This window comes from Variovorax glacialis (genome assembly GCF_051216375.1).
Classification (GTDB): Bacteria; Pseudomonadota; Gammaproteobacteria; order Burkholderiales; family Burkholderiaceae_C; genus Variovorax.
The window spans coordinates 810257-835551 of record NZ_JBPJZT010000002.1; the positions used below are offsets into that span (position 1 = coordinate 810257).

At 69.1% G+C, this 25295-nt stretch carries 21 protein-coding genes; 17 read left to right on the forward strand and 4 right to left on the reverse strand.

Annotated elements, in window-relative coordinates; translation table 11 throughout:
- From ACSFBL_RS08235 to ACSFBL_RS08265, 7 genes are all read left to right on the forward strand, one after another.
- Entirely contained in the window at positions 1 to 2190 is a 2190-nt protein-coding gene (locus tag ACSFBL_RS08235) for a hypothetical protein (RefSeq protein ID WP_435515248.1), read from the forward strand.
- A 61-nt stretch (positions 2191 to 2251) separates the two neighbouring features.
- Positions 2252 to 3316, forward strand: coding sequence for a PLP-dependent aminotransferase family protein (locus tag ACSFBL_RS08240; RefSeq protein WP_435515249.1), 1065 nt, complete (start codon positions 2252 to 2254; stop codon positions 3314 to 3316).
- 9 nt (positions 3317 to 3325) lie between these two features.
- Positions 3326 to 4210: a GIY-YIG nuclease family protein gene (locus ACSFBL_RS08245; RefSeq protein ID WP_435515250.1), complete on the forward strand. Its 885-nt coding sequence runs from the start codon at positions 3326 to 3328 to the stop codon at positions 4208 to 4210.
- A gap of 35 nt (positions 4211 to 4245) precedes the next feature.
- Positions 4246 to 4932 (forward strand): hypothetical protein, encoded by a 687-nt coding sequence (locus ACSFBL_RS08250; protein WP_435515251.1) that lies wholly within the window; start codon positions 4246 to 4248, stop codon positions 4930 to 4932.
- A 23-nt stretch (positions 4933 to 4955) separates the two neighbouring features.
- The gene (locus ACSFBL_RS08255; protein ID WP_435515252.1) at positions 4956 to 5696 is read left to right on the forward strand and encodes a M15 family metallopeptidase; all 741 of its coding nucleotides are present in this window, start codon (positions 4956 to 4958) and stop codon (positions 5694 to 5696) included.
- Positions 5697 to 5729: 33 nt separating this feature from the next.
- Entirely contained in the window at positions 5730 to 7034 is a 1305-nt protein-coding gene (locus tag ACSFBL_RS08260) for an OmpA family protein (protein ID WP_435515253.1), read from the forward strand.
- A gap of 8 nt (positions 7035 to 7042) precedes the next feature.
- Positions 7043 to 7819 (forward strand): amidohydrolase family protein, encoded by a 777-nt coding sequence (locus ACSFBL_RS08265; protein WP_435515254.1) that lies wholly within the window; start codon positions 7043 to 7045, stop codon positions 7817 to 7819.
- On the opposite strand, the gene ACSFBL_RS08270 is transcribed toward ACSFBL_RS08265, so the two are convergent.
- From ACSFBL_RS08270 to ACSFBL_RS08280, 3 genes are all read right to left on the reverse strand, one after another.
- Positions 7767 to 9143, reverse strand: a complete 1377-nt coding sequence (locus tag ACSFBL_RS08270; RefSeq protein WP_435515255.1) for a sigma-54-dependent transcriptional regulator — start codon at positions 9141 to 9143, stop codon at positions 7767 to 7769. The two genes, ACSFBL_RS08265 and ACSFBL_RS08270, sit on opposite strands and share 53 nt — an antisense overlap.
- Before the next feature lie 331 nt (positions 9144 to 9474).
- Positions 9475 to 10368 (reverse strand): SDR family NAD(P)-dependent oxidoreductase, encoded by an 894-nt coding sequence (locus ACSFBL_RS08275; RefSeq protein ID WP_435515256.1) that lies wholly within the window; start codon positions 10366 to 10368, stop codon positions 9475 to 9477.
- Between the two features lie 34 nt (positions 10369 to 10402).
- Positions 10403 to 11143 (reverse strand): SDR family oxidoreductase, encoded by a 741-nt coding sequence (locus tag ACSFBL_RS08280; protein WP_435515257.1) that lies wholly within the window; start codon positions 11141 to 11143, stop codon positions 10403 to 10405.
- A 123-nt stretch (positions 11144 to 11266) separates the two neighbouring features.
- Here ACSFBL_RS08280 and ACSFBL_RS08285 point away from each other — a divergent pair, with 123 nt between their 5' ends.
- The 8 genes from ACSFBL_RS08285 (at position 11267) to ACSFBL_RS08320 (ending at position 20814) form a co-directional block, all read left to right on the forward strand.
- Positions 11267 to 12163 (forward strand): LysR family transcriptional regulator, encoded by an 897-nt coding sequence (locus tag ACSFBL_RS08285; RefSeq protein WP_435515258.1) that lies wholly within the window; start codon positions 11267 to 11269, stop codon positions 12161 to 12163.
- Between the two features lie 73 nt (positions 12164 to 12236).
- On the forward strand, positions 12237 to 13046 hold the full coding sequence (locus ACSFBL_RS08290; protein ID WP_435515259.1) for an IclR family transcriptional regulator: 810 nt from the start codon (positions 12237 to 12239) through the stop codon (positions 13044 to 13046).
- Positions 13047 to 13083: 37 nt separating this feature from the next.
- Entirely contained in the window at positions 13084 to 15159 is a 2076-nt protein-coding gene (locus tag ACSFBL_RS08295) for an acetate--CoA ligase family protein (RefSeq protein ID WP_435515260.1), read from the forward strand.
- Positions 15160 to 15195: 36 nt separating this feature from the next.
- A complete protein-coding gene (locus ACSFBL_RS08300) occupies positions 15196 to 16176 on the forward strand; it encodes a tripartite tricarboxylate transporter substrate binding protein (protein WP_435515261.1) in 981 nt (326 codons plus the stop codon).
- 12 nt (positions 16177 to 16188) lie between these two features.
- Positions 16189 to 17493 carry a DUF1254 domain-containing protein gene (locus ACSFBL_RS08305; RefSeq protein WP_435515262.1) on the forward strand — a complete coding sequence of 435 codons (1305 nt, stop codon included), beginning with the start codon at positions 16189 to 16191 and terminating at the stop codon, positions 17491 to 17493.
- Positions 17490 to 18779, forward strand: a complete 1290-nt coding sequence (locus ACSFBL_RS08310; RefSeq protein ID WP_435515263.1) for a DUF1254 domain-containing protein — start codon at positions 17490 to 17492, stop codon at positions 18777 to 18779. The genes ACSFBL_RS08305 and ACSFBL_RS08310 overlap by 4 nt, the downstream gene beginning before the upstream one ends.
- Before the next feature lie 29 nt (positions 18780 to 18808).
- On the forward strand, positions 18809 to 19807 hold the full coding sequence (locus ACSFBL_RS08315) for a Bug family tripartite tricarboxylate transporter substrate binding protein (protein WP_435515264.1): 999 nt from the start codon (positions 18809 to 18811) through the stop codon (positions 19805 to 19807).
- 158 nt (positions 19808 to 19965) lie between these two features.
- A complete protein-coding gene (locus ACSFBL_RS08320) occupies positions 19966 to 20814 on the forward strand; it encodes a shikimate dehydrogenase family protein (protein ID WP_435515265.1) in 849 nt (282 codons plus the stop codon).
- Here ACSFBL_RS08320 and ACSFBL_RS08325 read toward each other — a convergent pair.
- Positions 20811 to 21608, reverse strand: coding sequence for an IclR family transcriptional regulator domain-containing protein (locus ACSFBL_RS08325; protein WP_435515266.1), 798 nt, complete (start codon positions 21606 to 21608; stop codon positions 20811 to 20813). The two genes, ACSFBL_RS08320 and ACSFBL_RS08325, sit on opposite strands and share 4 nt — an antisense overlap.
- A 148-nt stretch (positions 21609 to 21756) precedes the next feature.
- Here ACSFBL_RS08325 and ACSFBL_RS08330 point away from each other — a divergent pair, with 148 nt between their 5' ends.
- Together ACSFBL_RS08330 and ACSFBL_RS08335 are read left to right on the forward strand one after the other, a co-directional pair.
- On the forward strand, positions 21757 to 23655 hold the full coding sequence (locus ACSFBL_RS08330) for a bifunctional sugar phosphate isomerase/epimerase/4-hydroxyphenylpyruvate dioxygenase family protein (RefSeq protein WP_435515267.1): 1899 nt from the start codon (positions 21757 to 21759) through the stop codon (positions 23653 to 23655).
- A 212-nt stretch (positions 23656 to 23867) separates the two neighbouring features.
- Complete coding sequence (locus ACSFBL_RS08335) at positions 23868 to 25280, forward strand: MFS transporter (protein WP_435515268.1); 1413 nt, start codon at positions 23868 to 23870, stop codon at positions 25278 to 25280.
- Positions 25281 to 25295 lie beyond the last annotated feature (15 nt).

A 25295-nucleotide genomic window follows, 5' to 3' on the forward strand; every position in this document is an offset into this window, starting at 1 on the left:
ATGGCTACCCAATCCACTGCCGCCGGCGAACTGCGGCCCGGAAGTGTCCGCTTCCATGTCCAAGACGAGGGCCGGCCGGTGTCCGGCGCCACCTGCAGCCTCTACCGGCTGCTGTTCGAGCCCGAGCCCGGCGGCATCCCCGGCACACCCGGAACCACGACGACGACAACGACCACCACGGGCCGGCGCCGCGGCGCCGCTGCGCCGCCGTCCTCCGCATGGTCCGAGCAATACGTCGCCACCGAGACCACCGGCGCCGACGGCCGCGGCGTCTTCCACAGGCAGCCGCCGGGCCGCTATGAACTGCGCTGCCACAACCAGTTCGTGGTCGAGCCGGTCTTCCTCGACGTGCAGCCGGGCTGCGAGCACGAGGCCTGCATCGAACTCGGCCTGAACGTCGGCGCCACGACGACACTGCTGCGCGACGACTGCCCGCCGAACAGCCTGGGGATGGGCCTCGGTCGGGTAGGCGACGTGATCGAGTTCCGCATCAACTACACCAACTCGGACACGCGGCTCCTGCAGGTGCAGCATCCGCCGCGCGCGCGCGTCGACCCGGCCAACCCGCTGATATCGCACTGGACCATTCCAGCCGCGGGCCTGCAGCAACTGCGCTATGCGGTCTTCGCACCGCTGATCGTCGAACAGGGCCTCGGCGGCCCGGTCCCCGGCGGCGATGCGCGCATTGGCGCCTTCACCACCATCGATGCGGGCGAGCGTCCGGCGCAGGCCGTCACCGGCGACCTCGGCGTGGCGCTCCTGCGCACCGGCACGACGTCGACGGCCGACCTGTCGTTCTGGCAAGGCATCCTGAACAGCACCGAGCAGATGTCGTTCAACAGCTACCTGCGCTTCATGAACATGCTGTTCTGCGGCGATGACGACCTCAGCGACCTGCCCGACTTCGAGCGCGAGCGCTTCGGGCAAAAGCGCGCGCTGCGCGAGCACCTGCGCTTCCGCCGCTTGCTGCCCTTCACCGACTCGGACGCCTACCGCGCGGTGAAGGCCGCGACGGAAGCCTTCGTGATGGTGAACTGCGGCGTGCTGGCACCGCGCCGGCCCTTCGACGAGGCGCGCGACCAGGCCTACCTCAAGCGCCGCGACCTGCCGCTGCCCATCGGGCCGATCGAGGACGTTTTCACCGAGGACTATCTCGTGCAGATCCTGGGCGGGGACCCGGGCGACAAGACACTGCCCTACCTCGCGGTGATCCGCTCGAAGCTCCCCGACATCGCGATCAAGCTGAACCCGCTCGACGTCGATCCGGAGCGCCTCGGGCAATGCACTGGCATCCTGCAGGACAAGCTGGCCAACCCGTGCATGCTCGAACTGATCTGGTCCTACTGGCACGAGGAAGGGATGCTGGTGCAGACCATGAACAGCATCACGCGCCGCTTCCAGAACGTGCGTTCGAGCGAGCGCGACCCGCTGGCCAATCTCGAGATCGATCCGCTGCGACCGCTCAACAACGTGCTGTGGGGCTACGTGCAGGACGAGCAGCACCGCCTGAGCATCGTGCGACGCAACTACGAGTACGACCATCACTACGGCCTGCGGCTCGAAGGCAAGGCGGTGCGGCGCATGCAGGCGGCCGACAGCCGCTCGCGCTTCCTCGAGGCCTTCCACAACCTGCTGCGCTACTGCACCAGCTTCTTCAAGCAGGACGACGACACGACCGTCAAGGCCGATGCCTTCCCGGTGCTCAATGCGCTCAAGGAAGTGCACCTGATCCTGTCGCAGGGCGCGCACAACCAGTTCGGCGACCTGCCGTCGACCGCCCGCATCGAGATGCTGATGCAGCAATGGCTGCTGGCGCGGCCCGAGTTCCGCGAGTTCCTGCCGACCCGCATCATGACCGCCTACCCCGAGCCCTGGATGGACCGCGTCGATGCGATGAAGAAGGTGCAGGGCTGGACCGACACCAGCGTGCTGCACTTCCGCAACCTCGCGATCTTCGGCGAGCAGATCCTGCTGTCGATCCGCTGGGGCCACTGGAGCGACGTGCAGGACCCGCTGCAGGCCTTCAACTGGGCGCGCTTCTTCCGGCCGCAGATCCAGGGCTACAGCCATGCCTATCGGTCCGTCACCGGCGTCGAGTTGGCGCTGGAGTCGCCGGATGCGAAGGTCGATGCGACCCTGCCTTCGGTGCTGCTGCAGCGGCGGCTGGCCATTCAGCAACGTGCGGCTTGAGACATCCGCCGGAGCCATGTCATGGCCGACTTCACGAGCGCGCTGTACCTCGGGCTGCGGCATGCGAGCGCCTCCCTGCCGCCCTGGTCCACTGACACGGGGGCAGCCGGCGGCGCTCGCGGAACCCGAGGGCGCCGAAGATGCGGCCGCGACGCTGGCCCGGCTGCAGGGGCTGCCCGCGGCGACGCTGCTGCCTTCGACGCTGCATCTGTTCTGGGACCTGCTGCGGCAACTGGCGCGCGAGACGCGGTCGGCGCTGCTCCTCGACGCCGGCGCCTATCCGATCCTGCACTGGAGTGCCGAGGGCGCAGCCGCGGCCGGCGCGGTGGTGCATCGCTTCGCCCATCACGATTGCGCGGCGCTCGCGCAACAGGTCCGCCACGCCGTGCGCGACGGCTTGCGGCCTGTAGTGGTCTGCGACGGCTTCTGCCCGGGCTGCAACCGGCCGGCACCGCTCGCGGCCTATGCGCGCATCGCCAACGAGAGCGGCGGCACGCTGGTCCTCGACGACACGCAGGCGCTCGGCATTCTGGGCCGGGGGGCCTCGGACGCCTGCCCGTTCGGCCATGGGGGCGGCGGATCGCTCGGCTGGCAGGACGTCCATGGCGCGCACATCGCCGTCGGCGCCTCGCTTGCCAAGGGCTTCGGCGCGCCGCTCGCGGTCCTGTCGGGCAGCGAGACGCTGGTCGACCGCTTCCTGCATGGCAGCGAGACGCGCCTGCATTGCAGCCCGCCATCGAGCGCCGTCGTGGCCGCCGCGCGGCAGGCCCTCGTGCTCGGCGCGCGCTTCGGCGAAGGCTGGCGAGCCCGGCTCCTCCACCTGGTGCTGCGGCTGCGCGAGACGCTGGCGCAATCCGGGCTGGTGCCGGTCGGTCGGCTGCCGTTCCCGGTGCAGTCCTTCGTGTCGCGCCAGGGCCCCGAGTGGGTCACGCAGCTATGGCGCCGGCTGCGCGCCGGTGGCGTGCGCGCCCTGCTGACCCGCGGCTGCCAGGGGCTGGCGCCGCGGCTGACTTTCATCGTCACCGCCCGGCACTGCCAGGCACAGATCGATCGCGTGGCGCAGTTGCTGGCCCGTGCCGGCCATGCCGCGGCGCCCATCGCCTCGCTGAATCACGCCATCCACTGAGGAACCGTCATGGACCATCCCGCCATCTTTGCCGAGCAGCCTTTCACCGGGATGCTCGCGGCCGGACCTTCGCAGGAAGCGTTCGAGATCGACGAAGCCTTCGCCGGCGAAATAGGCCGTGGCCGGATGCCGCCGCGCGGTCTATCGCAGAGGGCCGCAGCACGCCGGCCGCCGAGGCCCGTGCAACGCGCGGCGCAGCGCCGCCCGCCGGCGCGCCCACCGCGCCCTCGCCCCCGGCTGCCACGCCCGCCCCTGCCCTGGCCGCCGGTCGGTGGCGGCTATGCACTGCCTTTCGTCGCGGAGCCCTTCGGCGTACCGCCTGGGTCCGACACTTGGCGCTGCGTGCAGGAGTGCCTGCAACGCGGCCCATCCGCTGCTGCATCGGCACCGCCCGAGGCCACGCCTGAGGATGGGCCCGACACCGGAGCGGGCGCGCCGCCCGACGCATCGGCAAGCGCGCCGTCCGACACACCTGCGGATGCGCCCGCCCAGGAATTCGAGTTCCAGCCGCTCAGCCGCGGCACCGATTCATGGCGCGGCGAGGCAGAGGCCGAACTGGCGCCCGGAACGATGAGCCTGTCGACGGCGATCGCCGATCCGCGTTCCGTCGGCGCCGGCATCTACACGATCTACAAGAACGGCGAGCGGCTCTATGTCGGCCGCGCCAACTCGCTGCGGCGCAGGCTGCAGCAGCACCTGTGGTGCCTCACGCACCTGAAGCTCGGCCCCGGCCGCTTCAGCGTCAAGCTGACGCCGATGCGCGGCGCCACGCCGGCGCAACTGGGCCGGGTCGAGGCCGCGGTCATCGACCGTTTCGGACGCCGATCGCAAGGCGGCCAGCTGGCCAACGTCAAGTCCCGCGAGTTCGAGCAGGCCTTCGAAGCCTCTGCCTGAGCCCTTCGCGAAGCAATGCATCCAAGGAGATCACCATGCACACCCCTTCCTGCCCCTGCCACACCTGCCAGTCGCGCCGCCTTGCCGCCCGCGCGACGATCAGCGAATCCGAGGAGGTCGAACTCGCGATGGAACTGCTCGGCGTCTCGAACGAAGCCGAGTGGGAGCAGTTCCTCGGCAAGCTCTTCAAGGGCATCGGCCGCGGCCTCAAGAAAGTCGGCTCGGTGCTCAAGCCGCTTGGCGGCGCCCTCAAGGGACTGGCGAAGGCGGCGCTGCCGATGGTCGGCGGGGCGCTCGGTTCCTTCATCCCGATCCCCGGCGTCGGCACCGCGATCGGCACTGCGCTCGGCAGTGCCGTCAGCAAGGCGCTCGAGATGGAGTTCGGCGAGATGGAGGCCGAGGAAGCCGAGTTCGAGATCGCCCGGCGCTTCGTGCGGGTCGCCGCCAGCGCGGCGCACCAGGCCGGCGACGCGGCACCTGGTACGCCGCCCCTCGCGGCGGTGCGCGAGGCGCTGCTCGCCGCCGCGCGCGCGCACGTGCCGGGCTTCGCGGCCAACGAGGCCGAGCTCATGGGCGAAGCCGAGGCGGAAGCCGCGTACGAGGGCGAAAACCAAGGCGAGTACCAGGGCGAGTTCGAGTTCCAGGGAGAAGCCGCGAGCGGCCGCCCGATGTCCGGACGCTGGCATCGCCGCGGCGGCCACATCGTCGTGCTCGGCATCTGAGATGCCCCCCACCGGAGACTGCCATGTACCGCCGCTTCCCGTCCCTCAACGGCCCGTCGGCCGAGTTCGAGGAGGAATTCAGCTTCATCGGCTTTCCGAAGCCGGTGATGGATGCGCTGCGCGCCAGGGACGAGAAGCTGGCGATCCAGCGCGCCGCGAGCGCCGGCTTCCGCGACGAGAACACCTTGACCGACCTGGTGTTCTTCTCGCGCCATCCGGAACGCAACGGGGCGCCGCTGCGCAGCAGCGAGCCGGGCTTCAGTGCGCTGGCCGCCGAATGGGTGTCGATCCGAGACCGCCTGGTGCGCGCAACGCCGAGGCCCTCGGCGCCGAGCACGCCAAGCGCGCCAGCGACGCCATCCGCGGGTGCGCCCGACATCGTCAGCGTGCGGGGCATCCAGGTCGCGCGCCAGATCGCGCCACAGATCGAGGCCCTGCTGGCCGCTGCCCAGGCCGACGGCGTGCCGCTCACCGGCGGCGGCTGGCGTCCACCAGACAAGCAGATCGCCCTGCGCAGGCAGAACTGCGGCCCCACCGACTACGACATCTATCAGAAGTCGTCGAGCGAATGCTCGCCACCGACCGCGAAGCCCGGCACCTCGATGCACGAGCGAGGCCTGGCGATCGACTTCAAGTACGGCGGGCAGATGGACGCGCAGTTCAAGGACACGCCCGGCTTCGGCTGGCTGCAGCGCAACGCGGCGCGATTCGGCTTGAAGAACTTTTCCAAGGAACCGTGGCACTGGTCCACGAACGGCACCTGAGGCACCCGGGCACAGGGTGCGAGGAGACACACCATGAACGACGAAGCCATGTTCGAGATGCTCGCGCCCGCCGGCGAGGCAGCCTTCGAAAGTGCGAACGAATTCGAATCGGGACAGGTGAAGAAGAAGCCGGCGCCAACGGTGGTGCTGCCGACACTGACGATCCGCGACCGGCCCTTCGTGGTGCTCGACCGCTTCGCCTTCGACGGCCCTGCCGTGCCCGCCGCGCACAACGCCGTCATCGACCGCATCGCGCGGCTGATCATCGCGAGCCGGGTCTCGAGCGATCCGATCCGCACCGTGCGGCTGGTCGGTCACACCGACCCGACAGGCAAGGCGACCTACAACCGCGACCTCGCCGAACGCCGCGCGAACGCCGTCGAGACCCGGCTTCGCGCTGCCCTCGCGAACCCGGCGCTCGGCCCCGTGCCCGCGGGTGCGCTGAGCATCGTGCCCCAGACGCTCGGCGAGGCGCGGCCCGTCGTGTCGAATGCGACGGCCGACGGCCGCGCCATGAACCGTCGCGTGGAAGTCTTCCTCGGCACCGGCTGCAATGCCTTCTTCGCGCAATACGACCTGCGCTTCCTGCCGGGCGACCCGATCTTCGGCGTCCCCGCCTATCCGAACCTCAACGCGGCACAGAAGGCCCAGCGCAACGCCGACGTCGGCGCGATGGTGCCCGAGCTGCTGGCGCGCCGTGACCTGCGCGCGAGCGAGGCCCTGGCCGGGCGCGTGCCGCCGGCCAAGGCGTTGCCCGCGGGCGCGCTGCGCAACAGCGCCCTGCGGCTCTCGGCTGCCCAACTTGCGCTCTTCCGGGAGTACTTCGAGGACGGCCGCGGCGGCATCGAGTTCGGCGCCTTCCAGACCTGCTTCGAGCGATTCGCCAACGGCCAGCTGCGCAGCCCGATCGCGGCCGACCGCACCGCCGGTGTCGGCGAGCCGAACGGTGACTTCTTCTTCCTGTTCGCGGAGTTCGCGTTTCTGTGCATCGACTCGGGCATTGAGGCGGCGCTGTGGACCCGGGCCCTGCGCACGTTCGTCAAGGCGCAGGAGATCTTCATGCATGTGTACCGGCCGCAGCCGAAGTCGCCGCCGGCGGTCGGTGCGCCCTTGCCCGCCTGCGGTCGCGATGCGCAGGGGAAGCCACTGGCGCGGCGCCAGCTCGACAGCTTCAACAACGGCAACTTCAAGGCGACCGGCGCATCGCCGACGGTCGGTGTCGGCCAATCCTCACCAGCCCGCCGCCAGGCGCTCGCTACCAAGTACGCGACGAAGGATCTGGCGGCGCTGCGGCGCGAGGCACAGGTCAACCTGCAGCGCGCCCAGTGCATGCCCTGAACGCCGCCATGTTGCGCATCGATTGCCACTGCCATGCCGGCCAGGGCGATGGCCTGACCGGCCCCTGGGACACCGACGCGCCGCTCGACGCCTACCTGCGGCGCGCGGCCCGCGCCGGCATCGCGCGCAGCGTGCTCCTGCCGGCCTTTCATTCGGACTACGCGCAGGCCAACCTGGCACTCTCGCGCATCGTCGCCGCCCGGCCCGACCGCTTCATCGGCTTCGCGATGGTGCACGCCGAGCGCGATCGCGGCCGCGTGCTGCCGATGCTGACCACCGCCGTGCAGCGCTACGGCTTCGCGGGCATCAAGGTGCACCGGCACGACGCCGCCATCAGCCGCGAGATCTGCGATGCCGCGCGACGCCTGCGGCTGCCGGTGCTCTACGACCTCGTCGGCGAGACCTGGGTGGTCGAACTGTTGGCCGGGCAGTACCCGGACGTGGTCTTCATCATTCCGCACCTGGGCAGCTTCGCGGACGACTGGCGAGCCCAGCTCGCGCTCATCGACCACCTGGAGCGCCATCCGAACGTCTATGCCGACACCTCCGGCATCCGGCGCTTCGACCTGCTGCTGCAGGCCGTGCGGCGCGCCGGTGCGCACAAGATCCTGTTCGGCTCGGACGGCCCCTGGCTGCACCCGGGCCTGGAGCTGGAGAAGATCCGCCTGCTGCACCTGTCGCCGGAGGACGAGGCGCAAGTGCTGGGCGGCAACATCTCGCGCCTGCTGGGCCTCAATGCAAGGGACGCTGTTGCGCCCGCCGCAGTTGCAGCGCCCGGTCGGTGACGCCGAGCCGCAGCGCGGCCCGGTGCAGGTTGCCCTGCTCGCGCTCGATGGCGAGACGGATCGCGCAGTCGGTCGCTGCCTGGCCGATTTCCTTCAGGCCGAGGCCGAGCTCGATCGCATCGCGCGCCGCGCGCTCGAAGGCGCCCTCCAGCGCATCGCGCGACGGCTCGGTGCCCGCCGGCCGTTCGTCCTCGGGCACGTCGCCGATCGTGACCGGCCCGCCACCGGCATGCCGATGGCAGAGCCACGACACCACCCGCCGCAGCTCGCGCACGTTGCCCGGGTAGTCGCGCGTCCTGAGGTACTGGCAGACCGGCTCATCGAAACCGTCGCCGCCCTCGGTGCCCTCGAAGCCGGCCTGGAAGTGCGATGCCAGTGCGAGCACGTCCTCCTTGCGCTCCGCCAGCCGCGGCGTGCGGCAGATCGATCCGGCGATGCGGTAGTAGAGATCGGCACGGAAGCTGCCGTCGGCCACGCCGGCATCGAGGTCGCGATGGGTCGCCGACACCAGCCGAAAGTCGGTGTGCTGCCAAGTGTTGCTACCGACGCGCTTGTACTTCCCTTCCTGCACGACGCGCAGCAACTGGGCCTGCAGCGTCGGCGGCAGCTCGCCGATCTCGTCGAGGAACAGCGTGCCACGATGGGCCAGTGCGAACGCGCCCTCGCGTGGATTCATCGCACCGGTGAAGGCACCGCGTTCGTGGCCGAAGAATTCGCTGCCGGAAAGCTCCGGCGTGATGGTGGTGCAGTCGACGATCACCATCGCCCCTTTGTCGGCACGGCGGTCGAGGTCATGGATCAGGCGCGCAATGAGTTCCTTGCCGGTGCCGCTCTCGCCGGTGATGAGCACCGGGCCCTGAGAGAACGTCGCCACCTCCACCACCTGCCGCACCAGCGCGCGCCAGGCCGGGCTTTCGCCGACCAGCACATCGCGCACGCGCGGACTGTCGACCAGCGCCCGCACCGTGCGCAGACGGGAGAGCCGGGCGCACACCTGCGTTGCGTCCGAAGGCAGGGGGGTCCACCGCATCACATCGGCCGCGCCGGCACGCAGCAGGGACCACGCCTCGGCCGCCGACAGCCTGCACGGCGCGACCACCAGCACCAGCACTACCGCACGGCGGCTGGCGAAGCGCAACGCGTCGAGCATCCGTTCGTCGACGGCCCCCAGCACCATCAACCCGTAGTCCTCCGCCTCGGCCGGCATCGGCATCGTGTGCAGGCCAGACCGGTGGAGGACGCCCAGCACCGCCTCGCGCACAGCCGCCGGCAGCGGATCGAAAAAATGGATCCACGCACTCGGCGACGCGTCGGCTCGATGCATGTCTCCTCCATTCGAGCGGGGAGACAGTGTGAGCATTCGCTGCGCTCGGCGGAATACGACAGAAGCCTGTGATGCGTTGCAGACGCAAAACGCAAGAAGCGTGAACGCTTGTTACGCAAGTGAAAAGGACGGCGCCGGTGCTTGAGTCCAAAGTCTTCAATTCCACCTACGGCGAGTGGCAAGCCGTCGAACTTCGGGCCGCTTTCCTAGTCCTCCGCGGCGCCGGAATCAAGCCCCATGGCGCGTAGCACTTCCCGATCCCAAGCTGCGCAACGCGCTCTGGCATTCGGCCTATTGACGCTTTTTTCCTGGGGCGCGGGACGAGCGTGCGTCAGCGCCGGACCCTGGCTTCGAGCAAGTCACCCATGCCGATGCGCTTCGCGAAGTCGATGCGCACGCGCTCCGACACCTCGAACACCTCGGTCGCGCCGTCTCCCACGAAATCGATCAGCGAGCGCATCGGCCGCGTGCCCGCTGGCAGGCCCACGATGCGGACGATCTCGTCGGCCACGGCCTGCGGGTCGGCGTTGTCGGGCGTCAGTGCCGAGAGCCGCTCGCCGATCTGGTCCATCACGCCGTCGTAGCGGCTGTAGGCAGCGGCAGTGGCCGCATCGGCGGGCTTGCCGGCGCTCGGGAAGTGGTCGGTGCCCCGGGTGAAGGCGCCGGGCACGACGATCGAGGTCTCGATGCCGAAGCGCGCGATCTCGTAGGCCAGCGTCACGGCCAGCGAATCCAGCGCCGCCTTGGCCGCGCCGTAGGGCCCCATGAAGGGCGGGAAGCCGCCCTTGGTGGTCGTGCTGCTGATCCACAGCATCAGCCCCGACTCCTGCTTGCGGAGGTAGGGCAGCACCGCCCGGTTCACGCGCTGCGCGCCGAGCACGTTGGTGTCGAACACCTTCGTGATCTCGTCGGGCGTGAACGCCTCGGTCGGCCCGACCACGAGGTGTCCCGCGTTCTGCATGACCACGTCGAGGTGGCCCTGCTCGCGCACGATGGTCGCCGCGGCCGCATCAGCGGACGCCTGCGAGAGCACGTCGAGTTCGAGCGGATGAAGCTGCAGCCCCTTGGCCGCGGCCAGTGCGCGCAGTTCGGCCGCGCGCCGGTTGTTGCGCCCGGCGATGTCGCGCATCGATGCATAGACGATGTGGCCCGCTTCGGCGAGCGATTGGGCGGTGAGCTTGCCGATGCCGGTGCCTGCGCCCGTGACGAGGATGACGGATTGCATGATGGATCTCCTGAAATGATTCGGATGAATGGACTCAGGCCACGCCGCCGTTGGCGCGCAGGATCTGGCCGTTGACCCAGCCCGCATCCGGGCCGGCGAGGAAGGACACGACCGATGCGATGTCCTCGGGCTGGCCGAGGCGCTGCAGCGGCGGCATCTTCGCGAAGGTCTGGATCTGCTCCTCGGTCTTGCCGTCGAGGAAGAGCGAGGTGGCGATCGGGCCGGGCGCCACGGCGTTCACCGTGATGTTGCGGCCGCGCAGTTCCTTGGCGAACACATGCGTGAAGGCCTCGACCGCCGCCTTCGTGGCGTTGTAGATCGCGTAGCCGGGCATGTTCAGCGCGAGCGTGGTGCTCGAGAAATTGACGATGCGCCCGCCTTCGTTGAGACGGGTCGCTGCCTCGCGCAGCGTGTTGAAGGTGCCGCGCACGTTGATGTCGAAGGTCTGGTCGTAGAGCGCATCACTGTGCTCGGCCAGCAGCACGGTTTTCAGCACGCCGGCGTTGTTGACCAGCACATCGACCTTGCCCAGTTGCGCCTCGATGGTGTCGAACATGCGGCGAACCTCTTCGGCATTGGCCACGTCGGCCTGGACCGCGATGGCCTTTGCACCCGCGGCCGTGAGTTCAGCGACGAGCGCATCGGCCTGGGCGGCACCCGAGGCGTAGTTGACGGCGACGGCAAAGCCGTCCTTCGCGAGCCGCTGCGCGACGGCGGCGCCGATGCCGCGCGATGCGCCGGTGACGAGGGCGACGCGGGTGTTGGGGGTGGTCATGGAGCGATTCCTTTCGGTGGTGGGTCGGTGAGACGAATGGTCGTTTATTCCACTCAAAAGATAATCACCTCCTGATCGTCAATACAATTTCATTTACTTAAACAATAGAAGGCAGTCGCCCCCATGGACCGCTTCCAGGAAATGCAGGCCTTCGTGCGGATCGCCGAGCGCCAAAGCTTCACCCAGGCTTCGGAAGACCTCCAGATTCCTCGCGCCACCGTCACCACGCTGATCAAGCGCATGGAAGAACGCATCGGCACGCGACTGCTGGAACGGACCACCCGCACCGTCCGCCTCACGCAGGACGGCGAGGCCTACTACCGCCGCTGTGTGCGGCTGCTGGCGGACGTGGAAGAAGCCGAGGGCTCGTTCAGGGACACGGCCCCCAAGGGCCAACTGCGCATGAACCTGCAAGGCACGCTGGCGCGGCATTTCGTGGTGCCGGCGCTGCCCGCCTTTCTTGCCCGCTACCCGGAACTGGCGCTGCACATCGGCGAGGACGACCGGCTCGTCGACCTCGTGCGCGAGGGCGTGGACTGCGTTCTGCGCGCCGGCACGTTGCAGGACTCCTCGATGGTCGGGCGGCGCGTGGCACTGTTGCCGCAGGTCACGGTCGCGAGCCCGACGTACCTCGCACGGCATGGCGAGCCCGACAGCGTGGAAGGGCTCGGTGCGCATCAGGCCGTCAACTACATCTCCAGCGCCACGGGAAAGGCGGTGCCGCTGGAGTTCTCCGTGGATGGACACGTCACGGCCGTGCAGCTCGGCGGCGTGGTTTCGGTGACGGGCGCCGACCTCTACACGGGCTCGGCCGTCGCGGGGCTCGGGCTGGTGCAGGTGCCGCGCTACCGCGTGGCCGCTGAGCTTGCGGACGGACGCCTGAAGGTGGTGCTCCCGGGCTTCGCGCCGCCGCCGATGTTGGTGTCGGTGCTGTACTCGCAGAACCGCCAGTTGTCGTCGCGCGTGCGCGTGTTCACGCAATGGCTGCGGGACATCTTCGAGGCCGCGGCGGACGCGTAGAAGGATCGAACGCAGTTTCAAATATTGAAACTGCGTTTTGAGAAGGCCGCGATCCAGGCCTAGAGTGCGGCGCATGATCCGTCAGCTCCGGCACCAGTCCGACGTCACCGCATTGCGCGACGACGACCCCAATTTCGCGGGGACGCTGGCCAAGGGCCTGATGATCCTGCAGACCTTCCTGCGCGATCCCCGCCCCCACGCCAACAGCGAGTTGGCGACGTTGCTGGGCCTGCCGCGGCCGACCGTGTCTCGCCTGTGCCGCACGCTCGTCGAGATGGGCTACCTGGACCGCGACGAGCGCATCGACCGCTACTTCATCGGCCCCGCCGCGGTCGCGCTGGGCTATCCCTACATCGTCTCGATTCCCCTGCGTGCGCAGGCGCGGCCGCTGATGCAGGCCTTCGCCGACCAGGTGCGCGGTGCCGCCTCGATCGGCGTCGCGATGGGCCTCGACGTGGTCTATGTCGAAACCTGTGCCTACAAGCGCGGCACGCTCGCGCGGCCGGACGTGGGCGCGCTGCGCAGCGTCGCCAGCAGCGCGATGGGGCGTGCGTGGCTCCATTCGCTGGACGAGAAGGAACGCAGCGCGGTGCTGCGCCAGCTCAAGGCGGAGCGCCCCGAGGAAATGGCGCGATGCGCGGCCGGCATCAAGGAATCGCTGCAGATGCAGTCGCGTCACGGCTTCGCGATCAACCGTGGCGACGCCGGCATGGGCGTGCTGGGCGTGGCGGTGGCATCGCGCCTGCGGCAGGGCACGCGCGCGCTGCTCTTCAATTGCGCGGTGCCGGGCGGACAGGCCGATGCGAAGACGCTGGAGTCGGTGGTCGGCCCCCGATTGGTGGAACTGGTGCACCTCTGCGAACGCAACGCCGGCGTCGGCTGAATCCCTTCTTTCGTTCATCTCAACTCTCGGATCTCCCATGCAACTCGATGCGCTCTTTTCCCCGCGCAGCGTCGCCGTCATCGGCGCCTCGCAGAACCCGCAGAAGGTCGGCGGCATGCCGGTGCAACTGCTGAAGCGGCTCGGCTTCGACGGGCCGATCTATCCGGTCAACCCCGGCGCCGCAGATGTGCAGGGCCTGACAGCCTACGCCTCGATCGCAGCGGTGCAGGAACCGGTCGACCTGGCCGTCGTCGCACTGCCCGCCGCCAGTGTGGAGGGCGCGATCGAACAGCTGATCGCGCAGCGTGTGCGTGCGGCCGTGGTGCTCAGCTCCGGCTTTGCCGAGATGGGCGAGGAAGGCGCCAGGGTGCAGGCGCGCATGGCCGAGCGCGCGCGTGCGTCCGGGCTGGCGCTGCTCGGGCCCAACTGCCTGGGCGTGATGAACATCCGCCGCAAGCTCTTCGCCACCTTTTCGCCGGCGCCGCTGGCCGGGGTGGCGCAGGCGGGCCACGTCGCCATCGTCAGCCAGAGCGGTGCCTTCGGCGCCTACGCCTTCTCGCTGGCGCGCAAGGGCGGCCTGGGCCTGAGCCACTGGGTGACCACCGGCAACGAGGCGACCGTGTCGGTGGCCGACGTGATCGACTGGCTGGCCGATGACGCCGACACGCGCGTGATCCTCGCCTACATCGAGGGCGCGCGCGACGGCGCCGCACTGCAGCGCGCGCTGGCCAAGGCGCGCGCGGCAGGCAAGCCGGTGATCGCGACCAAGGTCGGTCGCACCGAAGCGGGTGCGCGCGCGGCGATGTCGCACACCGCCAGCCTCTCGGGCGAGGACGCGGTGTACCAGGCGGTGTTCAACGCCACCGGCGCGATCCGCGCCCGCACCGTCGACGAGATGTTCCGGCTGGGCCAGGCCTTTGCCATCGGCAGCGCACCGGCCGGGCGGCGGCTCGGCATCGTCACCATCTCCGGTGGCGTCGGCACCTTGATGGCCGACAGCGCCTCCGACCTCGGGCTCGAACTGCCCGCGCTGCCGGAAAGCGTCGCTGCGCCGCTGCGCGAACGCATCCCCTTCTGCGCCACGCAGAACCCCATCGACGTCACCGGGCAGGTCACGGCCGACCTGCCGGTGCTGGGTCTCGCGGCGCGGGGTGCGGCCACCTGTGGCGCCTACGACGCGCTGGTGCTGTTCGTGGCCGCCGCCCTCGCCTCGCCGGTGCTGGCGCCAACCATCGTAGACATGGTGCGCGAGACCGTGGCCGCCGCGCCCGGCGTGCCCGTGGCCCTGTGCGGCATCGCCGACGAGGCCACGCGCCAGGCCCTGCTCGATGGCGGCTGCCTGGTGTTCGAGGAACCGACGCACGCGGTCGAGGTGCTGGCGGCCAAGGCGACGTGGGCGGCGCATCGCATCGAAGCACCGCTGCCGCAGCCGTCACCGCTCGTCGTCGCGCCGGCGGTGCTGAACGAGGCGGAGGCGCTGGACTTCCTCGCCGGCCTGGGCGTACCGGCCGCGCCGCACCGACTGGTCCATTCGCCGGACGATGCCATCGCGGCCTGGCGTGCGCTCGGCGGCCAGGCGGTGATGAAGATCGTCTCCGCGGACCTGTTGCACAAGAGCGATGTGGGCGGCGTGCGTGTCGGCCTGCGCAACGAGCAGGAGATTCGCGAGGCCTACGACGGCATCGTCACCGATGTCGCGCGGCTGGCGCCACAGGCGCGGCAGCAGGGCGTGCTCGTCGCGCAAAAGCTTTCGCCGCTGGCGGAGCTGATGCTCGGTGCGCGCCACGACCCGGTGGTCGGCACCGTCATCGTGATGGGCCTGGGCGGCGTGGAAGTGGAACTGCATCCGCGCACCGCCGTGCTCACCGCCCCGACGACCGCCGCGCGGGTGCGCACGCAACTGGAGGCGCTGGGCGTGCTGAAACTGATCGGCGGCTGGCGCGGCCGGCCGAAGGGCGATGCCGATGCGCTGGTCGACGTCGTGCTGCGCTTTGCCACAGTGGCCGCTGCGCTCGGCCCGCGCCTCGGCACGCTCGAAATCAACCCGCTGATGGTCACCGCCGAAGGCATCGCCGCCGCCGACGCGGTGGTGAGCTTCGTCGAAGCCGCCTGAACCCATTCGAATCGACACAAGACAAGGAGACAAGAGATGCGCACATTCCCCCGCCGACGCGCGCTGCTTCTGCAGGCCGGCGCCGCACTGTTGGCGGCTTCGCAATGGCCGCTCGCCAGCGCCGCATTGGGCGACAAGCCGATCCGCCTGATCGTGCCCTTCCCGGCCGGCGGCGGCACGGACGTGATGGGACGCCTGCTGGCGCAATCGCTCTCGCAGGAGCTGGGCGCCACGGTGATCGTCGACAACGTGCCCGGCGCGACCGGCACCCTCGGCAGCGCACAGGTGGCGCGCGCGACACCGGACGGCCACACGCTGGTGCTCGGCATCAGCGCCACGCACGCCATCGCGCCGGCCCTGTTCAAGGATTTGAAGTACCGCCCCGACGACTTCACCGCCATCGCCCGCGTGGCGCACGGCGGCAATGTGCTGGTGGCGAATCCGAACTACGCGGCGAACAGTGCGCCGGAGATGGTGGCCCTTGCCAAGCGGAGCCGCGAGCCGCTGATGTACGGCTCGTGGGGCAACGGTTCGGGCGGCCACCTGGCGATGGAAAGCCTGCGGCTCGCCACCGGCATCGAAACGGTCCACGTGCCCTACAAGGGCGTCGCGCCGCTGCTGCAGGACGTGGTGGGCGGGCAGATCCAGCTGGCGATGGCCGACGTGGCCGGCGCGCTGCCGCTGCTGCGCGCCGGGCGAATCAAGGCACTGGCGGTGACCGGCACCCGACGTTCGTTGGCGCTGCCCGAAGTGCCGACGCTGGTCGAGGGCCGCACCCCCTTCGACACCGAAAGCTGGTTCGCCCTGTTCGCGCCCGCACGCCTGCCGCCCGACACCACGCAGCAATTGGCGCAGGCCGCGAGCCGTGCGCTCCGGCGCCCCGAGGTGATCGAAAAGGTGAAGAGCCTGGGCATGGAGGCCGACCCGATCTCGCGCGAGGGCTTCGACAAGCAATGGCACGAAGACATCGCCACCTGGGCGCGCGTGGTGCAGGCGAGTGGCGTGAAACCCGACTAGGAGACAAGACCGATGAACGACGCATTCCTCCACAACGATTTCAACTCGCCCCAGGCCGCCTGGATCGCGCACTGCGCGGTGCCGGCGGTGGTGGCCGGCTACCCCCTGCTCGAATCCGTGCGTACCTGCCATGTGCAGACCACGCCCGGCGCGGCGGCCTACGGACGCGCACCCTTCAATCGCTTCGGCCACAGCGCCGAGCGCTGGACCGACCGCGACCGCGACATCGTGACACCCGCCAACGACCTGCTCTACAGCAACGCGTGGATCGACCTGCGTCGCGGACCGGTGGTGATCACGGTGCCGGCGCAGACCGGCCGCTACTTCGTGCTGGAACTGCTCGATGCGTACACCAACAACTTCCACAACATCGGCACACGCAACGTGCCGCAGCAAGGCGGCCGCTTCGCACTCGTGGGACCGGAGGGCACGCAGGCCGTGCCGGAAGGCACCACGCCGATCCATTGCCCGACTTCGCTGGTCTGGGTGCTCGGGCGCGTGCTGGTGGACGGCGACGCGGATATCGCTGCCGCGCGGGGCTTCCAGGCGGGCTTCACCATCGACGGGACGGAGACGGCAGAAGCACCCGCCAGCGTGGCGCGGTGGCAAGCCGGCGGTGACGATCCCGCGCTCGAATTCTTCGGCAACCTGGCGCGCGCGCTTCATGACTTCCCGCCGCCGGCTTCGCAGCGAGGCGCGTTCGATCTGCTGCGCGGCGCCCACGTGAAGCTCGATGCCGGCGGCGCACTCGGCGACCTGCGCCCCGCAACGCTGGAGGGCCTGCGCATCGCCTACGCGTCGGCGATGAAGATCATCGACGGCGCCTCGCGCCCGCCGTCGAAGGCACCCTGGCGCTATTCGACGCGGCTGGGCCGCTACGGTGACGACTTGCTGCTCCGCGCAGCCACCGCCTGGAAGGGCCTGGGCGCGCTGGCCGGCGACGAGGCCATCTACGCAACCACGGACTACGACGACCAGGCCGAAGTGCTCGATGGCGATCTCCTCTACCGACTGCATTTCGAGGACGGCGGCCGCATCCCCGCCGGCGCGTTCTGGTCGATCTCGCTCTACGGCGCGGACCGCTACTTCGCGGCCAACCCGATCGGCCGCCACGCGCTGGGCAATCGCAGCGCGCTCGAGCGGAACCCGGACGGCAGCCTGACCCTCTACGTGTCGCGCCAGCGCCCGCCAGGGCCCGAGGAGAACTGGTTGCCCGCACCGAGTGGGGCCTTCTACCTGATCCTGCGCGTCTACCACCCGCAGCCCGCATTCCTGAGCGGCGAGTACCGCATGCCGAAGCTGGAGCGCGTGGCATGAAGCGCGAGAACCCGCCGGTGACCCACGAGGCCGTGCTGCGCACCCTGCCCCTGTACGAGATGGCGCGCATGCGTGCGGCCACCGCGCCGCGTCGGCACCCGCAGCATGGCTTCGCCGGACCGGATGCCGGATCGACGCTGCGCTGGCTCAACACCTTCACCCATTCGAAGCGGCTGCTGACGCCGCGCGACCGCGAGGTGGTCACGCCCAACAACGACACGCTCTACACCAACGCCTGGCTCGACCTCTCCGAGGGGCCGATGGTGATCGAGGTGCCCGACATGGGCGAGCGCTACTGGACCCTGGGCTTCCTCAACATGTGGACCAACCCTTTTGCGTACGCCGGGCGCCGCACGACCGGCAACCGTGCGCAGCGCTTATTCGTCCACGGTCCGCGATGGACCGGCACGCTGCCGGTAGACATGGTCGAGATTGCAGCGCCAGGCGATGACGTGTGGATCATCGGCCGCATCCTGGTCGACGACGATGCGGCCGACCTGGCGCGCGTCGCGCAGTTGCAGCAGCAGTTCTCGATCCTGCGGGCGCATGACCTGCAACCCGCCGCACGCGTGGCCGACACCGCGATGGACGGACGCAAGACCGACACGCCGCAAGCGCAGGCGTATCACGCCATCGTCGATGCGACCTGGGCACGCAACCCGTCGCCGCCGGCCGACCACGCTGCCCAGTCGCTCTGGCAGCAGGCCCTGGGCGAAGGCGAGCCGCGCCTGCAGCAGGCATTGACCGAAGTCTGCCAGGCGCTGCGCGAGGACGCGCAGCCTTCCGACATCGGTGGCGGGTGGAGCGTGCCGATGGCCATACGCACCGACTGGGGTACGCAGTTCGCGCTGCGCGCCCGCGTGGCGCGCAACCTGATCGGCGCATTGGGCATCGAGGAGGCGATGTACCCCGTGGCCGAAGTCGACGACCAGGGCCGCCCGCTCGACGGCACGCATCGCTACACGCTTCACTTCCCGCCGGGCGCGGGCCCGCAGGTCGACGCCTTCTGGTCGCTCACGATGTACCGCAAGGCCGATTGCCTGCTGGTCGACAACCCGATCGACCGCTACTCGATCGGCGACCGCACGCGGGGCCTGCGATGGGATGCGGACGGCGGCCTGCGCATCGCGATCCAGCATGCCGCGCCGTCCGAGCCGCACGATCGGGCCAACTGGCTGCCCGCGCCGCCGGAGCCCTTCTATCTCACGCTGCGCCTCTACCAGCCACGCCAGGCGCACCTGGAATTCCGCTTTGCCTATCCGCCGCTGGTGCGGCTTGCCGACTGAACATGTACGAACAAACGGAGACAAGACCCATGAACGACACGACACGCCGCAGCTTCCTCGTCCGGGCCGGCGCGCTGGCCTCGGCCCTCGCGGCCGGCGTCGACGTCGCGCACGCGCAGGCGGGACGCGCCTGGCCGGACAAGCCGGTGCGCGTCATCTCGCCCTACGGGGCCGGCGGATCCAACGACATCTCGGCGCGCATCCTGGCCGAGGAACTGGGCAAGCGACTGGGGCACCCCTTCCTGGTCGAGAACAAGCCCGGCGCCGGCACGCGCGTGGGCAACGAGTTCGTGGCGCGCGCCGCGCCCGACGGCTACACCCTGCTGTACGTGGCAGCGCCCTACGCCATGGTCGAGAGCCTCTACGGCAAGCTGAGCTACGACCCGCGCAAGGACCTGCGCGCGGTGAGCCTGACGGCGGTGGCGCCGGTTTTCCTAATCGTCAACGCCGACTCGCCCTTCAAGACACCTGCAGACCTCGTGGCCTACGGCAAGGCCAACAAGGAGCGCGGCCTCACCTTCGCGTCGCCGGGCAGCGGCTCCGGCCCGCACCTGGCGGCCGAGCTGTTCTTCAAGGAGGCTGGCGTCAAGGGGCTGAACGTGCACTTTCGCGGCGACGCGACCGCCTACACCGAGTTGCTGGCCGGCCGCGTCGATGCCACGCTCACCGCCATCACCTCGGCCCTGCCGTTCATCCAGAACGGCAAGCTGCGCGTGCTGGGCGTGGCCTCGGAACAGCGCTCGCCGGTCTACCCTTCCGCGCCGACCTTGCGCGAACAGGGCTTCCCCAACGTGATCGGCTACGGCTGGTTTGGCTTCATGGCACCGGCGGCGACGCCGCAGCCCATCGTGGACCGACTGTCCAGCGAAGTGAATGCGATCCTGGCCGAGCCGGCAGTGAGCCAGAAGATGGTCGGGCTCGGCCTGCAGCCGATGGGCACCACGCCCGCGGAGTTCGCCGCCTTCATCGACAAGGAGATGGCACGCTGGGATGCGGTGATCAAACAGGTCGGGATCAAGGGCGAGTAGTGCCTGCGCAGTGACCGAGGGCGTGGTGGTTTACCCTCGATCCGAGCGCATGGCGCGCACTTCGACCGGTCATCGTGCAACGCGGCGCCGAAGCTGTTGTCTCGCTCGCGCCTGATGCCTAACCTGTCGCCGACCACATCACACCTCGGGGCCGGCCCATGAACATCTCAGGCAGTACGCGCGTCTTCCTCATCCTGGGCGACCCCGTGGCGCAAGTGAAGGCGCCGCAGGCCTTCAACCATCTCTTCCGCGAGCACGGCGTTGACGCGGTGCTGGTCCCTGCCCATGTGGCGCCAGCAGACTTCGCGGCCTTTGCGACGCAGGCGCTGAAGGCGCGCAACATCGACGGCCTGTGGCTCACGATTCCCCACAAGAGCAACATGATCCCGTTGCTGGACCGTTGCGATGCACTGGGGCGCGCCGCTGGCGCGGTCAACGCGGCGCGGCGCAACGCGGACGGGTCGATCGAAGGCGCGCTGTTCGATGGCCTGGGCTTCACCAAGGCGCTCGACCACTGGGCGGTACCGATCGAGGGGCAGCGCATCCTGGTAGTGGGCGTGGGTGGCGCCGGGGTCGCGATCGCCGCATCGCTGGCGGCGCGTCGGGCCGGCAGCGTCGTCCTCAACGCCAGGAATCCCGGCCCGGCGATCGAGATCGCGGCTCGCCTGAGCGAAAGCTTCGATTGCGAAGTCACGTCGGTCGCGAAGCCCGACCCCGCCGGCTATGACCTGGTCATCAATGCCACGCCGCTCGGGCTGAACCTCGACGATCCGCTGCCCTTCGATGTCGCGCGGCTGGATACCGATGCCTGCGTGGTCGACATCCTCATGAAGAACCAGCCCACGCCCCTGCTGCGCGCCTGCGAGGCCCGGGGCGTCCGCGCCTATCCGGGCTTCGAAATGCTGATCCAGCAAGTGCCTGAATACCTGTCGTTCTTCGGCATGGAAGGCGTGGCGCGAGAGATCGGGGCGGACCTCTCCGGCGTGCGCGCCCTGTTCAGCGCCTAGAGCAGCGGCCGCAGCGACTGCGCCGTTTCGCTCAAGGCCGGCACCAGTCGCGCGATGACCTGCTCGCGTGTCCACGAGCGCATCTGCAGCGTCATGCTGATCGCGGCGACGGCGACGCCGCGTCGGTCGCGCACGGCCATCGCCACGCCGAGCAAGGCGGGATCGAGGTGTTCCTCGATGATCCAGTACCCCAGCTCCCTCGCCGCACGCACGTGCTCCAGGAAGACAGCCGGGTCGGTGACCGTCTTCGACGTGAAGGCCGTGAACACATGCTCGGCGACCCAGCGCTGCAGCCTGCCGTCTTCGAGCGTGGCGAGCAGCGCGACCCCCGGCGTCACCACGTGCGCCGCGACGCGCAAGCCGGGGTAGAAGCCGACCGACACCAGCCGGGGGCTGTTGCTGCGCGAGATGTAGACCACGTCGTGGCCCTCCAGCACGCTGACATTGACCGTCTCGCTGGTGCGGGCCGAGAGGTGCTCGATCGCGGGCTGGACCAGGCGCGGCACGCGCGCCGCATCCAGGTAGCTTTCTCCGAGCCGGAGCACGCGCGCCGTCAGCCAGAACAGCTTGCCGTCGGTGTGGGCATAGCCATGATGGCAGAGCGTGAGCAGATGGCGGCGCGACGCGGTGCGCGACAGTCCTGTGCGAGCAGCCACTTCGGAAGCGCTCATGCGGGGATGCGAGGCATCGAAAGCCTCGATGACCGTGAGGCCGCGAGCCAGGCCTTCGATGTGATCTTCCGGTTCGATCGGGAATCCATCGGTCGAAGGGGGCGAATGGACAGGTGCGGACATCCGTAGAAACCATCTAAACGAGCGTTGATCGGACGGGTGCAGCCGCCAAGCGGTCAGTGCGCAAGGCGCAGCCATTGTGCAGCAAAGGCGCGCTCGTTACGCTCGCCCTGCGCTTGTCATCCAACAGACCTCTCACGGGGAAAACGATATGCACCGCTCCATCGCCACGGTCTCGCTGAGCGGCACGCTGCGCCAGAAACTCGAAGCCATCTCGGCGGCGGGCTTCGACGGCATCGAGCTGTTCGAGCCCGATTTCATCCAGTTCGCCGGCAGCGCCGGCGAGCTTCGGACGATGCTGTCGGACCTGGGTCTCAGTCTCGACCTGTACCAGCCGTTCCGGGATTTCGAAGGGATGCCGCAGGCGCAGTACGAGCGAAGCCTGGACCGGGCCGAGCGCAAGTTCGACCTGATGCAGTCTCTCGGCGCACCCCTGGTGCTGGTGTGCTCGAACACCTCGCCTGCCTCGCTCCCCGAGGTCGACCGGGCCGTCGATCAACTGCGCGAGTTGGCCGAACGAGCCGCCCGGCGCAACCTGCGCATCGGCTACGAGGCCCTCGCCTGGGGCCGCCACGTCAACCGTTTCGCGCAGGCCTGGGAGCGTGTGCGACGGGCCGATCATCCGAACCTCGGCCTGATTCTCGACAGCTTCCACACTCTGTCGCTGAACGACGATCCTGCCGGCATCGCGGACATCCCCGGCGACAAGATCGCCTTCCTGCAGATGGCCGATGCGCCCCGGCTGGCGATGGACGTGCTGCAGTGGGCACGGCACTTCCGCAACTTCCCCGGCCAGGGTCAGTTCGACATGGTGGGCTTCCTGGAGGTCGTGCTGCGCGCGGGCTACACCGGTCCGCTGTCGCTGGAGATCTTCAACGACGTCTTCCGCGAGACGCCGAATCGCCGCACCGCGACCGATGCGCTTCGCTCGCTTCTGCTTCTGGAGAGCGAGGTCCGGACGCGTCTTCGGTCTGCGCCCGGTCGGAGCGACCCGGCGGTGCGCGCCGGGCTCTTCGATCCGCCCGCGATGCCGCGGCTCACGGGCTTCCGCTTCCTGGAGTTCGCGGTCGACGAGGCTGCGGCGGCCGCGCTCGGGACCGTGCTCGAACAGATGGGATTCCGTCTCGCCGGCCGGCATCGCAGCAAGCAGGCCGTCCTGTATGCGCAAGGCGACATCCGGCTGGTCGTCAATTCGCAGGCCGATTCGTTGGCGCGCCAGCGTTTCGACCAGCAGGGCCCGACGGTCTACGCACTGGGCCTCGGAACGACCGATCCGGAAGTGGCGGCCAGCCGCGCCGCTGCCCTGCTCTCGGCACGCTTCGACAGCCCGATCGGGGAACAGGAGATGCGCCTGCCGGCCATCGTCGCACCCGGCGGCACGGTGATCCATTTCGTGCCCGATCCTGCGAGCGTGGGCTTCGACCAAATCGACTTCATACCCGAACCCGATGGCGCCAATGTCGCGCCGCTACTGCAATGCGTGGACCATCTGGCGCTGGGACTCGCCCAGGACCAGCTCGACAGCTGGGTGCTGTTCTGTCGCGCCGTGCTGGGACTCTCGCCGGGGGAAAGCCTCGAACTCGCCGACCCCTTCGGCCTGATCCGGACGAGCGGCCTGGCCAATGCGGAGCGCACGCTGCGCTTCGTGCTCAACGTCTCGCTGAGCCAGCGCACCCGCACGGCACGCACCGTGGCATCCAGCGGCAGGGGCGGCGGTGTCCACCACATCGCGTTCGGCGCGACGGACATCTTTGCCGCCGTCGAACAGATGCGTGAACGCGGCGCGTCCTTCGTCCCGATCTCGCCCAACTACTACGACGACCTCGCCACCCGCTTCGACATCGCGCCGCCGATCGTCGAACGCATGCGAACGCTCGGCATCCTCTTCGATCGCAGCGCGGACGGCGACTACTTCCACATCTACACGGAAAGCTTCGGCGACCGCTTTTTCTTCGAGATCGTGCAGCGTGCCGGCGCCTACGACGCCTACGGTGCGCTCAACGCGCCCGCGCGCATGGCGTCGCAAGCGCAGCAGGCCGGATCGAAGTGATCGCAGTCCGCGGGCTCCTCATGAGGGATGACCCTTGTTTGAAGCGATCACCGGACAGGTTGTCCGGAGGACGAGCAGACGAGGCCGCCGCTGCTTGCGGAGCGCCTTCATGAGGTCTAAGGTTTTCTTCCACACGCTTTGTCATGCAGGCTGCCGTATGCCGGTCGGCAGCCCGAGGTTCCTGATCGGCAAGTCGAAACTGGAGACATCGAATGGCAAATCAACCAGACCATGAGCCGCATGGCACGCATCAGACCAAGAAGGCCACCGCGAGTGGCTGGATAGGCTCGGCGCTCGAGTACTACGACTTCTTCATCTACGCGACGGCGGCGTCGCTGATCTTTCCGCAGATCTTCTTCCCCAACACCGACCCCAAGGTCGCCATCATCGCGTCGCTCGCGACCTACGGCGTGGGCTATGTCGCCCGGCCCATTGGTGCGTTCTTTCTCGGCCACTGGGGCGACACGCACGGCCGCAAGATGGTGCTGATCGTCTGCATGTTCCTGATGGGCTTCTCCACCGTGGCCGTCGGCCTGCTGCCGACCTATGCGCAGATCGGCGCGTGGGCGCCCCTGCTGCTGGTGGTGCTGCGGCTGATCCAGGGCTTCGCGGTGGCCGGCGAGATCTCCGGTGCGAGTTCGATGATCCTGGAGCACGCGCCCTTCGGGCGTCGCGGCTTCTTCGCGAGCTTCACGCTCCAGGGGGTGCAGGCCGGGCAGATCATGGCCGCGGCGGTGTTCCTGCCCCTGGCGCACTACATGCCGGCGGAAGCCTTCAACTCCTGGGGCTGGCGCATTCCCTTCCTGCTGAGCTTCATCGTGATCGTGGCCGGCTACATCATCCGGCGCGAGGTCCACGAGACGCCGGCCTTCGCCGAGGAATCCGCGCAAGGCGGCGTGCCCAAGGCGCCCGTGATCCAGGCGATCACCGACAGCTGGCGCGACATGGTGCGCGTGATGCTGTGCTCGCTCATGAACGTGATCCCGGTGGTCGCCACCATCTTCGGCGCCGCCTATGCGGTGCAACCGGGCTACGGCATCCGCTTCGAGAAGGATGTCTACCTCTGGATCCCGGTGATGGGCAACATCGTCGCGGTGCTGGTGATCCCCTTCGTGGGCAACCTGGCGGACAAGATCGGCCGCCGCCCGCCGATCATCATCGGTGCGCTGGCCTCGGGGGTGCTGTCCTTCGGCTACCTCTACGCGATCAGCATCCACAACGTGCCGATGGCGATCGTCATGTCGCTGCTGATGTGGGGCGTGGTCTACCAGGGCTACAACGCCGTGTATCCGAGCTTCTATCCGGAAATGTTCCCGACGCGCACGCGCGTCTCGGGCATGGCCATCTCGCAGAACCTGGGCACGGCGGTGACGGCACTGCTGCCGGTGCTGTTCGTCGCAGTCGCGCCTCCAGGCGCCACCAACATCCCGATGACCATCGGCTGCATCACGCTCGCCATCTGCATCGTGGCCGCCATCTCGGCATGGACCGCGCGCGAGACCTACCGCGTGCACCTCAATGACCTCGGCGACAAGAACGCCGTGCCGGTTCCAAAGGCGGAGTACGACCGCATCCGCGAACAGGCCATGGCCGACAAGCCGAAAATGACCGGCGCAACGGCCTGACAGTGCAGGAGAGCG